This is a genomic window from Streptomyces sp. NPDC005202, assembly GCF_040608235.1.
In the GTDB taxonomy this organism is placed as follows: Bacteria; Actinomycetota; Actinomycetes; order Streptomycetales; family Streptomycetaceae; genus Streptomyces.
Genome location: NZ_JBEXHW010000018.1, coordinates 70,607 through 83,908, shown reverse-complemented (window position 1 = coordinate 83,908; position 13,302 = coordinate 70,607). Strand labels below are relative to the sequence as shown.

Below are 13,302 nucleotides of genomic sequence, written 5' to 3'. Positions count from 1 at the left end.
GCGACGCGGGCGGACGCGAGATCGTACGGCCGGGCGTCCGGAGCGACGCGGGCGGGCGCGAGATCGTACGGCCGGGCGTCCGGAGCGACGCGGGCGGACGCGAGATCGTACGGCCGGGCGTCCGGAGCGACGCGGGCGGGCGCGAGATCGTACGGCCGGGCGTCCGGAGCGACGCGGGCGGGCGCGAGATCGTACGGCCGGGCGTCCGGAGCGACGCAGCCGCGCACCGACTGGCCGACGGGGTCGTGCACCGACTGGCCGACGGGGTCGTGCACCGACTGGCCGACGTAGTCGTGCACCAACTGGCCGACGTGGCCGCGCAGTTCACGGAAGGCGACGAGCCAGGAGGCGTCGGCGTGCGTCAGCGGTGTGCCCGCCGGGACCAGGCCGGAGCCGGTGATCCAGGCGCGCAACGGCTCGACCGAGTCCAGCCGTTCCTCGGGGTGGGTGGTGGAGAGGAGATCCAGGCAGATCCGCCCGGCGTCGAACCGCAGCTCGTACGGGTCCGTGGCCGTACCCAGTGCCATGTGCCTGTCACCACCTAGGGTCACCCCGTCAGCAGGGGTCGGTGAGGTGCTCGTCAGGGGCTGGGAACCGTTCCCTCCCACAGTGCCTGCCCGCTTCCGCGGCCGGAACCCCTCGTACCGCCCGCTCCTGGACGACCGCGTATGGGGCTGCGCGTCCGGACCATGTCCGTGGCCTCACCGGATCCCTTGACTGGAGGCATGGCAGACAACGACACGGGGCGGCGCGGCACCGCCGGAGGAGTACTGGGAGCGGCCACGGTCGCGATGGGCCTGATCGCCGGGGTCTTCTACATCTTCGCCTGCGCGGTGATGCCGGCGCTGGCCCGCAGCGACGACCGCGTCTACGTCGAGGTCATGCGGAACATCAACGACGTGATCCAGAACCCGGTGTTCTTCCTCGGCTTCCTCGGCGCGCTTCTGCTCACGGCGGTGTCGGCGTGGCATCTGCGCGCGGCACAAGGGCTCAGGTGGTGGGTGTGGACAGCGCTGGGGGCATACGCCCTGGCCTTCCTCGTCACCGTCGCCGTCAACATCCCGCTCAACAACGACCTCGCCAAGGCCGGCGACCCGGCCACGGCACGGGAGCACTTCGAGAACGCGTGGGTGACGTGGAACGTCGTACGGGCTGTGCTGTCCACGCTGGCACTGGCCTGCCTGGCCAGGGCGCTGGTGCTGTACGGCAGGAGCCGTCGGGTCTCGCTGCCCGCGTAGCTGCGGCTACGCGTCCGCGTACTTCGCGTCCGCCGCCGGGTCCAGCGCCAGCCGGTACCCCCGCTTGACCACCGTCTGGATCAGCTTCGGCGCACCCAACGCCGTACGCAGCCGGGCCATCGCCGTCTCCACCGCGTGCTCGTCCTGGCCGGCGCCCGGCAACGCCCGCAGCAGCTCGGCCCGCGCCACCACCCACCCGGGCCGCCGCGACAGCGCCCGCAGCAGTGCCATCCCGGCGGGCGGTACGGGCTTGAGCTCACCGTCCACCAGCACCGCGTGCCCGCGGATCTCCACCCGGTGCCCCGCGACGGGCAACGCCCGTGCGCGGCCCGGCAGTTCCTGGCACAGCAGCTGCACGAGGGGGCCGAGCCGGAAGCGTTCGGGCTGGACCGTGTCGACCCCGCAGGCCTGGAGCGGCAGCGCGGTGACCGGCCCGACACAGGCGGGCAGCACGTCATGGTGGAGGGCGGACAACAGCTCCGGCAGCAGCCCGCGCTCCTCGGCCCGGGACAGCAGGGACGCGGCGGCGGGCGCGCTGGTGAAGGTGAGCGCGTCCAGACCGTGGGAGACGGCGGCGTCGAGCAGCCGGTCGAGGGGGCTGATGTCCTCCGGAGGCATCCACCGGTAGACGGGGACGGGAACGACCTCCGCTCCCCCGGCCCGCAGCGCCTCCACGAACCCGGGCAGCGGTTCACCGTGCAGCTGTACGGCCACACGGCGCCCGTCGACACCCTCGTCCAGCAGCCGGTCGAGCACCTCGGCCATGGACTCCGACGACGGCGACCACTCCTCGGTCAGCCCGGCGGCGCGTATCGCGCCCTTGACCTTGGGCCCCCGCGCCAGCAGCTCGACCTCGCGCAGCCGGGCGAGCAGCGCCTCGCCGAGCCCCCACCCGTCCGCCGCCTCGACCCACCCCCGGAACCCGATCGCGGTGGTGGCCACCACGACGTCGGGCGCCACGTCGATGATCTCCTTGGTGGCGGCGAGGAGTTCGCCGTCGTCGGCGAGCGGCACGATGCGCAGGGCGGGCGCGTGCACGACGGAAGCACCGCGGCGCTGGAGCAGCGCGCCCAGCTCGTCGGCCCGGCGCGCGGCCGTCACACCCACGGTGAACCCGGCCAGGGGCCCGTGTTCCGGTCGCTGCTGTTCGTCGTACATGGCTCTCGTCCCGCATTCGAGTCGTCGTACCCGCACGCAGGCCGCGTGGGATGCCGTACCGGCGTGCCGATCGAGCCTGTCAACGGCGCGTGACAGGCTCGGTTCGGCTTCGTGTCGCCGGTGTTACGTCACACCTCGGCGTAGCTGAGCTGGGGCTTCGTCTCCGAAGCGGACGCCTTGGCCTGAACCTGACCGGCCGGACGACGAAGGTATACGGCCCAGGTGACCACGAAGGCCGCGCCGTAGAAGGCGAGGAAGGCGACGAACGCGCCGGTGCCGGAGCCGTAGGAGAGGAAGGACTGCCGGAAGGCGAGGTTGATGCCGACGCCGCCGAGCGCGCCAACGGCCCCGATGAGCCCCATGGAGGCACCCGAGAGCCGACGCCCGTACGCCGCGGCCTCCTCACCCTGGAGTCCCTTGGCCACGGCCTTGGCCTGGAAGATGCCGGGGATCATCTTGTACGTCGACCCGTTGCCGAGCCCGCTGAGCACGAACAGCACGACGAACGCGACCGTGAACAAAACCAGCGACTTCTGCATGCCGGCGGCGAGCAGGACGGCGGTGGCCGCGCCCATGGCGACGAAGTTCCACAGGGTGATCCTCGAACCGCCGTACCGGTCGGCGAGCCAGCCGCCCACCGGCCGGATCAGGGAGCCGAGCAGCGGGCCGATGAAGGTGACGTACGCGGCCTGCAGCGGGGTCCGGCCGAACTGGTTCTGCAGCACCTGCCCGAAGGCGAAGCCGTACCCGATGAACGACCCGAAGGTCCCGATGTAGAGGAAGGACATGATCCAGGTGTGGGCGTCCTTCGCGGCGTCCACGGCGGCGCCGGTGTCGTTCTTCACGGAGGCGATGTTGTCCATGAAGAGGGCGGCGAGGACCGCGGCGACAACGATGAGCGGGATGTAGATCCCGAGCAGCACGCGCGGCCCGCCGCTCCCGCCGATGATGGCGAGGGCGACCAGCTGGATGACGGGCACACCGATGTTGCCGCCGCCGGCGTTGAGGCCGAGGGCCCACCCCTTCTTCCGGAGCGGGAAGAAGGCGTTGATGTTGGTCATGGAGGAGGCGAAGTTGCCGCCGCCGATACCGGCGAGCAGCCCGATCCCCAGGAAGGTGGAGAAGGAGGTCCCCGGCTCCATCACGACGAAGGCGGCGATGGTCGGGATGAGCAGCAGGCCCGCGGAGATGATCGTCCAGTTCCGCCCGCCGAAGACGGCGACGGCGAAGGTATAGGGCACCCGTACGACCGCGCCGACGAGGGTGACCATGGACGTCAGCAGGAACTTGTCGGCCGGCGTCAGCCCGTACTCCGGCCCCATGAAGAGCACCAGCACGGACCACAGGGTCCAGATCGAGAACCCGATGTGCTCGGAGAGGACGGAGAAGAGCAGGTTCCGCCGGGCGACCTTCTCTCCGGTCGCCTGCCAGAAGGCCTCGTCCTCCGGATCCCAGTGCTCGATCCAGCGGCCTCCCCTGCTCGGTGCGGGGGCTGTACCAGGGGCTGTCATGACGCCTCCACGGTGCTCCGGTGCTCGGCGGTTCTCGTTGGGGCAGGCAACGAGCGGTGATGAGTCCCGAAGGTAGGGAGGGCGCGTTTCCGGCCTGTGGCTGTGGGTGACCGGAAGGGAACGTTGCTCTCACGCGGGCGGAAGGTCGTCGGTGAGGGAACGGGAGCCGTGTTTTCGCTTGGGCGTAAGATCCTTGCAGCCGTCGACGACTACCGGAACTCGACCGACCCGCAGCTCGTCGCCCGGCTCGTCGGAGAGCTTCACGAACTGCTCGCGCTCGACCTCGACGAGTCCGATTACGCCCCGGCAGCCGCAGAGTTGGGCATGGAGGTCGACCCGCCGGCGCCGTACGCGCCCAGCGGCCGGCTCGCGCTCATCGCCGACCGGCTCAGCGGACCGCGCGCCGACTACGGGCCCCCACCGCGGGGTGAAGCGAAGTGACTCCCTCCCGCCGATGCGTTGTCGGCTCTGTTGTTCGGCCACAGCCTCGGGCTGCGCTTCGCCGCGAGGTCCTCGATCCAGCCGAACGCCAGGACGGCCAGGCCGGTCAGTGGCCACACCAGGACGAACATCCAGAGCGGGTACGTCGCATCCAGCGCGGCTGCCGCGCGGTCGCTCTGCAGGAACGGGAGGTTGTAGGCCTGGTCGATGAGCGGGACCGTGGCGGTGATCAGCATGTTGTGCCAGTGGTAGATCGTGACCGCGCGGTTGTTGGAGAGCGTGACCAGCTTGTCCCACCGGCGCAGGCGGCCCGGTAGTTCCTGCCAGGACGGGGAGTATTGGAGGAGGATCACCACGAAGCCGAAGGACCAGGTCGCCTGCGCGAGCGGGATGTCGTTGAGGTCCCAGCCGTCGGGGCCGGGGTGGCCGGACGCCCACCACAGGCCGAAGGCCATCAGCGGAACCGAGCAGGAGACGGCCGCATAGCGCGGGATCCTCGCCAGGAACCCCTCGTGGTGGGCGAAGCCCAGGACCCAGCAGCCGCCGTAGACCACGAAGTCCGTCACCGCGTTGCCCGTCTCGCCGGGGATCGTCACCAGGCCGGTGCCCAGCAGCGCCGTCAGGCCCAGCGGGGCGAGCAGCGTCGCCCACGGCGCCCGGCGGAACGCCCGCAGCAGCAGCGGCGAGGCCACCACGAACCACAGGTAGGCGCGCAGGTACCACAGCGGGCCCGCCGCCTCCTGGGCCCAGGTGTCCTCCAGCAGGCCCGACGGGGAGCCGAGGTGCTAGGGGAAGGGCGGGGCGCCGACCGGGATCACGTAGTCGATCAGCCTGACCAGGCCCCAGGTGCCGCCGTTGTCGGGGTCCTTCACGGGATGCCAGCCGCCCGCGAACATCAGCGCCAGGACCACCGCGCTGAACGCCCAGAGAGGGGGCAGGAGTCTCCTCACCCGGCTCCTGATCACACTGGGCGCCGGGCGGTTCAGCGAGCGCGTCATCAGCAAGCCCGCCAGCGCGAACATCACGCCCATCGACGGGAACAGCACCGTCAGCCAGCCCCAGCCGAAGAGGTGGTAGACCACGACGCGGACCAGGGCGAGGGAGCGCAGCAGGTCCAGGTAGCGGTCGCGGCCGGGTGTGCGGGCGGCGGGCGCGGGCGCCGGTTCGGCTTCGGCACTCCGCTGCTGCCGAATCCCGTACGACGGCAGCGACTCGGGGCTCGCGCCCGTCCCGGTCGGGTGTCCGTGGGTCATGCCACCGGCCTCCGGTCATTGCTGCTGCCGCGCGTGCGCTGACGAGGCACCGGCCCGCCCGGGGCTTCGACGACACCCGTGCGCCGCAGTTTCTGCCAGCGCAGGCGGCCGCCGGTGAGTGCCGTCCGGGTGCGCAGACAACTCCGAGCCCGCGTCGCCGGGCACGGCCCCCACCGGCCCGAGCGCCCCCCTTGTCACACCGTGCTCGGCGCCACGAACGTAGCGCCCGCGGGAGGTGACCGTTTCCGAAATATCAATGGTGAACGGGATTGACCGTTTCATCGACGGCTGGAATCCATCCCCTTTCGGGTCGCCGCAACCAGCCCTCCGCCGCGGCGAGTTCCGCAACAGCGCGTCGAACCGCGTCGAACGCGGGGTGCGCCAGCCCTTTGCGCCACACCAGCGACACCGGTGACAGCGGGACGGGGTCGACGAGCGGCCGTACCACGGTCCGCGGAAGGGCCGGAAAGCCGATCACCGCGAGAACCGGGTGCCCCGTCTTGGCCATGAGCCGCTCGAACTCCTCCACGCCCACGGCCAGTGGAGCCGGTGGCGCGACCTCGATGCCGCGCCCTTCGAAGAGGAGGTGCGCGAGGTCGGTCCACTCCGGCGTGCGCGGGTTTCCCGCACCGGCGTACACGGTCTCGCCCGCCAGCACGGCCAGCGGCACCGCCTCCAGCGACGCCAGGCGGTGGTCCTCCGGCAGCACGAGCGCCATCGGCTCGTACCGCACGAATTGGTGGTCCAGCCGGGCCCTCAGCGCCGGGTCCAGGCCCGCGAAACGGCCGAACGACACGTCCAGGCGGCCCGCGAGCAGCTCGGCCGCCGCGCCCGTCAGCCCGCTCTCGAAGCGGGCCATGAGCTCGTGCTCGGGGGCGAGTTCCCGGGCCCGGTGCAGCACGCGGCGTCCGGTTTCCAGGCCCGGGGAGTTCAGGTCGACCAGCAGCGGCCGGGCCTGCCCGAAGGCGGCCAGCAGCTCGTCCTGGGCCTCCAGGGCCCGCCGCGCATGGGGCAGCAGCCGCTCGCCGTCCGCGGTCAGCGTCACCTGCCGGGTCGTCCGGACGAACAGCTCGACGCCCAACTCCCGCTCCAGTCGCCGTACGTCGCGGCTGAGCGCCTGTTGGGCGACGTACACCCGGGCCGCGGCCCGGGTGAAGTGCAGTTCCTCGGCGACGGCGACGAAGGCGCGCAGCAGACGGGGGTCCAGGTGGGCGGGCATGCGGTGAACCTACAGCGCCAGTGCACTCACACCACAGGTGCGTGAATCGGCGCGCACCAGGTGTTGGACCCCTTGATCCATGCGGGAGGACGGTGGATCCATGCCGCAACCGACTCCCGGGAAAGCCCCCCTGTTCACCGTCACCGCCGACACCCTCGTCGCCGTCGACTTCGGGCCGCGTCGCCGCACTCGCCCACCCGGCCCGTACCGCCGCCTGTTCACCCTCCCCGGCGCCCGGGCCTTCACCGCCGGGAACCTGATCGCCCGCCTGCCCATGGGCATATTCGGCATCAGCGCGGTCGTCATGATCGCCGGTGCGCGCGGCTCGTACGCGCTCGCCGGCGCCGTCACCGCCACCGGGCTCGCGGCGACCGCGGTGACCGCCCCCTGGATCGCACGGCTGGTGGACCGGTACGGCCAGGCCCGGGTCGCCGTACCCGCCGCGGCCTGCGCGGTGCTTGGCAGCCTGGCGCTGCTGCTGTGCGTGCACTACGGCGCCCCCGACTGGACCCTCTTCGCCGCCTACGCCGCGACGGCGACCACCCCCAACACCGGCGGCATGTCCCGCGCCCGCTGGGCCCATCTGCTGCACGGCGACGCGAAGGCGCTGCACACCGCTAACTCCTTCGAGCAGGCCGCGGACGAGCTGTGCTACATGCTGGGCCCGGTCCTCGCCGCCTTCCTGTGCGGGACGTTCTTCCCGGAGGCGGGCACGCTGGTCGGTGCGGTGCTGCTGCCCACGGGCGTGCTGCTGTTCGCCGCCCAGCGTTCGACCGAGCCGCCGCCCCGGCGCCGCAGCCCCGCGAAGGCACCCCTCCGGGCCCCCGGCATGCCGACGCAACTCGCCGTGTGCCTCGCCATGGGCGCGGTGTTCGGCGCACTGGAGGTCGTCACCGTCGCCTTCGCGGACGCACAGGGACACCGGTCGGCGGCGGGTGTGGCCCTCGGTCTGCAGGCGGCCGGTTCCTGCCTGGCCGGGCTGGTGTACGGGGCGGTGCGGCCTACGGGCCGGGCCGACCGGCGGCTGCCGTGGTGCGTCGCCGCGATGACGGCGCTGCTGACCCTGCCGCTGCTGGCCGCCGCCCTGACCGGCTCCCTGCCGGTGCTGTCCGCGGCGCTGCTCGTGGCCGGCACGGCGACGGCCCCGACCATGGTCACGAACATGACCCTGGTCCAGCAGCGCGCCCCCGAGGGCCGCCTCAACGAGGGCATGACCCTCGCGGTGACCGGCCTGCTCGGCGGCATCGCCTGCGGCAGCGCGACGGGCGGATGGGTGGTCGAGCGCCTGTCGCCGACGGCCGGTTACGGAGTGCCGGTGACGGCCGCGGCGGTGGCGCTGCTGATCTCGCTCGCGCAGCAGACCCGCGACGCCTGACCCTGCTCGCGCAGCAGACCCCCGACGCCCGACCCTGCTCGCCCGGCAGACCCGCTTGACGTACTCGTAGTCGTAACCAGCCTCGTCGGCCAGGGCCTGGCGGCTGACCCCCGCCTCCTCCCGCCACAGCTTGATCTGCCCTCCGCAGTAGCGCCAGTTCTGCTGCGCCTGCTGGGACTCCCCGGAAGCCACGCGCACCCACCCGCCTCCCGCCGCCGAGCCGTGTACAAGCACGCTGTGTACCGTTCCGCTACTCATCGAGGCTAGGCGGCGACCACCAGCCTGATCACGGCAAACGACGGAGAATCACACGCAAGGAACCAAGCTCGCATGCCGACGCCGCCCGCAGGCCCCGCTTCCCGCCCTTCCCCCTCCGCGCTCCCTCAGGACATCGAGTGGCGCCTCCCCCGCCACGCCCGCAGCGCGGGCCGGGCCCGCACCCTCCTCCGCGAACAGGCCACCTCCTGGAAACTCCCGGACGAGGTCACGGAGACGGCGGTCCTTCTGATCAGCGAGCTGATGACGAACGCCTACCGCCACGCGAAGGTCTCCCCCGGCCGCGAGATCCGGGCTTGCTGCGTGCTGGAGGCCGACCGCCTCCGCATCTCGGTGACAGACGCGAACGACACGCTGCCCATGCCCCGCCAGGCGTCACCCGACGACGAGTCCGGCCGGGGCCTGACCCTGGTGGCCGCGCTGGCGCGGGAGTGGGGCGCCGAACCTCGCCCCGCCGGCATCGGCAAGCCGGTCTGGTTCGAGCTCCGGACTCCCACGCCGTAGACCCTGGCAGGGACCGCTCAGCCGAGCCCCCAGGCCCGCCCGAGCCGGTACGCGGCGCACATGTTCACGTCGAGGAAGTAGGAGCCGGCGGTCCCGCACTGCTCGCTCCCGCTCCCCGGGTCGACGGGCTGCCCGTGTCCCATTCCGGTGATGGAGTACGTCTCCACGACGGGGTTCCCGGCCGCGTCCCGGAAGACCTGGTGGGGATACCCATCGACCGTGTCAGTGACGTCGGCGACCTGATCGGCCCCGTGCACGTCGGTCCACTGCTTCATCAGGTCGGTCATGTTGACGGGCTTGACGGTGTAGTCGGCCGTGCCCTGGAAGACGGTGAGGGCGGGCCAGGGACCGCCGTACCCGGGCCGGGCGGCCCGCACCCGGTCGCCCCACTGCTTCGGGGTCTGGGTGGCGCCGACGTACATACACACGTACGGCGACCCGGCGGCCTGCGCGCACCCGTAGGGCAGCCCGGCGGCGATCCCGCCCGCGGCGAACTTCTCCGGGTACGTCGCCATCATCACGGCGGTCATCCCGCCGCCCGCCGACAGCCCGGTGACGTACACGCGGGCGGGGTCACCGGAGACGTCGGCGAGCTGCCGGTCGACCATCTGCGCGATGCTGGCGGCCTCGCCCTGGCCGCGCTCGATGTCGCCGCTCTGGAACCAGTCGAAGCAGTTCGACAGGTTGTTGGCGGACTGCTGCTGGGGCAGCACGACGGAGAAGCCCCAGCGGTTGGCGAGCTGGATCCACCCGCTGCCGGTGCCGTACCCGGCGGCGTCCTGCGTGCACCCGTGCAGCGCGACGACGACGGGTCGCCCGGCGGGCAGTCCGTCCGGGACGTACCGGAACATGCGCAGGGCACCGGGGTTGGACCCGAACCCGGGTGACCTCCTGGAGGGAGGCGGCTGCGGATCTGCCCGGAGTGAGGAGGACGGCGAGGAGGGCGACCAGCAGGGTCGCGAGGGCGGTGAGGCGGCTTGCGGCTCTGGTGTGTGTCATGCGGAGGGACTGTAGGAGCGGCCTCAGCCCGCCGATATGGGGTGCGGCACCACAACAGGAACCCCGTCTGTGGGACATGACATGGAGCGGAGGTGCATGCTTCTTCTCCCCGCTCCACCGGCCATGGTGTCTACAACTGCCGGTCGCCTTGCCAGGTGACCGACGTCAGCGCAGCCAGACCACCATGTGCCGGGCCTTTGTAGGTCACTGTCCGGGCAGGGCCGAGCTCGTGTGCGACTCGTTTCGCCAGCTCCGTCCCTTCGCGGAACAGCCGCTCCCACTCGGCGTCGTATGTGCCGTCCTCCCGGTCCCGCAGGTCCAGGTCCAGGTCCAATGTGGTGTCGATGCCGTCTGCCCACGCGTACAGGCCGGAGACAAGGCCGTCGGACAAGGCCAGGGCAGCGGCGGGATCGTCGGGGAAGAAGTCCCCGAATCCGTCGGAGCGCAGCGGACCGTGTTTGTGTTCGCCTTCGACAGTGATATGGACCGGGTGCGGTGGTGTGCCGTGGCTGTCGCGTTCCCAGTGCAGGCGGCCGCACCCCCAGCACACCCACTTCGCTGTCTCGTGGCGCTCGTCCCAGTAGCGCACCGCCCATGACGGCCCGAGATGCCTGGCCAAACTCTTGGCAGCCTCCAGACCCTGTTTGACGTGCTTACGCAGGTCCGGGCGGGACGGGAACCCATCCGCCGGGCGGGACAGCGACCACGAACGCAGTGTGTCCGCCAGACTCTCCGGGAGAGCCAGCCTTGAGTCGTCCAGCGGAACGGTGCAGGTGAACGTATCGATGACCTCGTACGTCCCGTCCTCACGCGGCTCAGACAATGGGGACAGGTCGCTCCCGGCGCGCACGAGTATGTAACGCGGATCTTCTGTGGTCATGCGGGGTTTGCTCCGATCAGGAAACCGTTGCCGCTCACGACAAAGGCCCCGCCGCTCGGAAGCGACGGGGCCTTGCCCACATGGGGTAAGTGGAGATGGCGGGAATCGAACCCGCGTCCAACGGTGCAGAAGCAGGGCTTCTCCGTGTGCAGTCCGCTTCGCTTTTCTCGGCCCCGGAGATCACGCGGACAAGTCTCCGACGGGCCCAGTCACTGTTTGGTTTCCCTCTTCACCCCGTGACCGGGATCGAGGTTTAGTTCCCTAGCTGATGCCAGGATCCGGGTCGGGAACAGCCCCGGGCTGACACTCCCTTGTTAGGAGGCTCGCTCTAGCTGCTTATCAGGCAGCGAGGGCGAAGGCCTGCTGGGAGGAATCGCGCTTGATGTTGGCGATTATTTTTTTTCGGCCTGTGGTTTACGAGATCATGGCCGCTTCCTCGACACGCTTCCCCTGCTTCGACAGCCGCTGTCGAAACCGATCATCCCCATGTTTATTTTTCAATCCGCGTCCCTCGCTAGGAGGGGCTCGCACCGGCTACGCGGTGCGGGTGACATTGTACGTGACCAACGCACGTCGATGCCAGCGTATTCCCCACGGTCACCCGGCCGTGGTATCGGGTTCAACACCGTCGGGCGCCGGGGCATTCCCGGTTGGCCGGCGGTCTGGGCCTGGGCTCGCTGCCGCCGCCAGGCCTACGCCCGCTGTCGCCGCCGGGCGGCGGCCATCGCGCGGTCCGCCTCGCGCCGGTCCTGCTTCTCGCGGAGCGTCTGCCGCTTGTCGTACTCCTTCTTGCCCTTCGCCAGCGCGATCTCGACCTTGGCGCGGCCGTCCTTGAAGTACAGCGCGAGGGGCACGATCGTGTGCCCCGACTCCTGGGACTTGGACTCCAGCTTGTCGATCTCCTCCCGGTGCAGCAGCAGCTTGCGCTTGCGGCGGGCGCTGTGGTTGGTCCAGGTGCCCTGGCTGTACTCGGGGACGTGCACGTTGTGCAGCCACGCCTCGTGCCCGTCGAGCTGGACGAACCCGTCGACCAGCGAGGCTCGCCCCTGGCGCAACGACTTCACCTCGGTCCCCATGAGCACCAGGCCGGCCTCGTAGGTGTCGAGGATGTGGTAGTCGTGCCGCGCCTTCTTGTTCTGCGCGATCAGCTTGCGCCCTTTTTCCTTAGCCATAGTGCCCACCATTTTCGCACTACGGAGGGGGTTCGGGGGAAGCCGATTATCGGGTCGCCGATCGGCTACGAGGGGTCGCCGAGGCCGCTCAGGACGGTCTCCGCACGCCGCATCGCGTCCCGGCCGGCGTCCAGGTCGGGGGTGATGCCCCGGCCGTCGACGCTGTGGCCGGAGGGGGTGTGGTAGTGCCCGACGGTGAGCTCGGCGACGGAGCCGTCGGGCAGCCGGCTCGGCATCTGCACCGAGCCCTTGCCGAAGGTGCGGGAGCCCACGACGACCGCGCGGCCGCGGTCCTGGAGGGCGCCGGTGACCAGCTCGGCCGCGCTCATCGTGCCGCCGTCGACGAGCGCGACCAGGGGTCTTGCGGTGTCGCCGCCGCGGCCGGCGTGCAGGGCGCGCTGCTCGCCGTCGACGTCGTAGGTGGCGACCAGGCCGCCGTCGAGGAAGGCGGAGGCGGCGGTGACGGCCTCGGTGACCAGGCCTCCGGAGTTGCCGCGCAGGTCGAGGACGATCCCGGCGCCGTCCGGGGCGTTCCGTACGGCGGTACGGACCGTCTCGCCAGAGCCCCTGGTGAAGGCGGCGATCCTGATGACGGTGACGCCGTCGGCGCGCCGGTGGACGGTGACCGAGTCGGTGGACAGGCGGGCCCGGCGCAGCGTCTCGGTCCACGCGCGCGCGCCGCGCTGGAGGCCGAGGGTGACCGCGGTGCCGGCGGGCGCGTCGTCGGCGTCGCCGCGCAGTAAGGAGACGACCTCGGTGACGGGCAGCCCGTCGACCTTCTTCCCGTCGACGCTGAGCAGCCGGTCGCCCTTGCGGATCCCGGCGGCGGCCGCGGGTGAGCCGGTCTGCACCCGGGTCACCTCGATGCGTCCGTCGCGCTCGCGCCGCGCCCACAGGCCGACGCCGGTGTACTGGCCGTCCAGGGCCTCCTGGAACTCCTCGTACTCGCCCTGGGAGTAGACGGCACCCCAGCGGTCCCCGCTGCGGCTGACGGCGCGTTCGGCGGCCTCCATGGGCGACTTGCCGTCGGCCATCGCCTCGGCGGCCGCCTTCGCCACGGCCGCCCCGTTGTCGTGGCGGCTCGCGGAACCGGCCGAACGGGCTGCGTCCGCGGGGGGTTTCCGGTCGGGGCCGGGGAAGGAATCCGTCGCCGCACCGGCCACGAGCACGCTCGCGAAGACCAATGTCAGGGCGGCCCCGCGGCGGATGCGGCGGGGCTGGCAGAACAGGTCACGACCTGACATGGCGGTGAGTCTAGGACAACGCAAGAGGGCCG

Annotated in this window: 11 protein-coding genes, 1 other RNA gene and 2 pseudogenes; 4 read left to right on the top strand and 10 right to left on the bottom strand. The window is 71.4% G+C overall.

The features are described from left to right. A partial coding sequence (locus tag ABZV31_RS24025; RefSeq protein ID WP_355897354.1) for an ABATE domain-containing protein occupies positions 1-527 on the bottom strand: 527 nt, incomplete at its 3' end. A gap of 198 nt (positions 528-725) precedes the next feature. Between ABZV31_RS24025 and ABZV31_RS24020 the strand changes: the two genes are divergently transcribed. Then, entirely contained in the window at positions 726-1,238 is a 513-nt protein-coding gene (locus tag ABZV31_RS24020) for a DUF1772 domain-containing protein (RefSeq protein ID WP_355897352.1), read from the top strand. A 6-nt stretch (positions 1,239-1,244) separates the two neighbouring features. Here the strand turns inward: ABZV31_RS24020 and ABZV31_RS24015 are convergent, their stop codons facing one another. Beyond that, positions 1,245-2,396 (bottom strand): uroporphyrinogen-III synthase, encoded by a 1,152-nt coding sequence (locus tag ABZV31_RS24015; protein ID WP_355897349.1) that lies wholly within the window; start codon positions 2,394-2,396, stop codon positions 1,245-1,247. Between the two features lie 128 nt (positions 2,397-2,524). Beyond that, positions 2,525-3,907: a nitrate/nitrite transporter gene (locus ABZV31_RS24010; RefSeq protein WP_355897346.1), complete on the bottom strand. Its 1,383-nt coding sequence runs from the start codon at positions 3,905-3,907 to the stop codon at positions 2,525-2,527. 195 nt (positions 3,908-4,102) lie between these two features. On the opposite strand from ABZV31_RS24010, the pseudogene ABZV31_RS24005 reads away from it, so the two are divergent. Then, positions 4,103-4,348 (top strand): annotated as a pseudogene (locus ABZV31_RS24005) (contact-dependent growth inhibition system immunity protein); the annotation flags it as partial. Here the strand turns inward: ABZV31_RS24005 and ABZV31_RS24000 are convergent. Next, a pseudogene (locus tag ABZV31_RS24000) lies at positions 4,315-5,601 on the bottom strand (acyltransferase). The pseudogenes ABZV31_RS24005 and ABZV31_RS24000 sit on opposite strands and share 34 nt — an antisense overlap. 253 nt (positions 5,602-5,854) lie before the next feature. Beyond that, the gene (locus ABZV31_RS23995; protein ID WP_355897343.1) at positions 5,855-6,820 is read right to left on the bottom strand and encodes a LysR family transcriptional regulator; all 966 of its coding nucleotides are present in this window, start codon (positions 6,818-6,820) and stop codon (positions 5,855-5,857) included. A gap of 100 nt (positions 6,821-6,920) precedes the next feature. On the opposite strand from ABZV31_RS23995, the gene ABZV31_RS23990 reads away from it, so the two are divergent. Then, positions 6,921-8,195, top strand: coding sequence for an MFS transporter (locus ABZV31_RS23990; RefSeq protein ID WP_355897340.1), 1,275 nt, complete (start codon positions 6,921-6,923; stop codon positions 8,193-8,195). A gap of 330 nt (positions 8,196-8,525) precedes the next feature. Next, positions 8,526-8,975: an ATP-binding protein gene (locus tag ABZV31_RS23985; RefSeq protein ID WP_355897338.1), complete on the top strand. Its 450-nt coding sequence runs from the start codon at positions 8,526-8,528 to the stop codon at positions 8,973-8,975. A gap of 17 nt (positions 8,976-8,992) precedes the next feature. Here ABZV31_RS23985 and ABZV31_RS23980 read toward each other — a convergent pair whose 3' ends face one another. From ABZV31_RS23980 to ABZV31_RS23960, 5 genes are all read right to left on the bottom strand, one after another. Continuing rightward, positions 8,993-9,826, bottom strand: coding sequence for a PHB depolymerase family esterase (locus tag ABZV31_RS23980; protein WP_355897335.1), 834 nt, complete (start codon positions 9,824-9,826; stop codon positions 8,993-8,995). Between the two features lie 278 nt (positions 9,827-10,104). Next, the gene (locus ABZV31_RS23975; protein WP_355897332.1) at positions 10,105-10,854 is read right to left on the bottom strand and encodes a hypothetical protein; all 750 of its coding nucleotides are present in this window, start codon (positions 10,852-10,854) and stop codon (positions 10,105-10,107) included. A gap of 87 nt (positions 10,855-10,941) precedes the next feature. Then, positions 10,942-11,340, bottom strand: a transfer-messenger RNA (tmRNA) gene (gene ssrA, locus ABZV31_RS23970). Between the two features lie 206 nt (positions 11,341-11,546). Continuing rightward, positions 11,547-12,026, bottom strand: coding sequence for an SsrA-binding protein SmpB (gene smpB / locus ABZV31_RS23965; protein WP_355897330.1), 480 nt, complete (start codon positions 12,024-12,026; stop codon positions 11,547-11,549). 65 nt (positions 12,027-12,091) lie between these two features. Further along, complete coding sequence (locus tag ABZV31_RS23960; protein ID WP_355897327.1) at positions 12,092-13,270, bottom strand: S41 family peptidase; 1,179 nt, start codon at positions 13,268-13,270, stop codon at positions 12,092-12,094. Between the last annotated feature and the right edge of the window lie 32 nt (positions 13,271-13,302).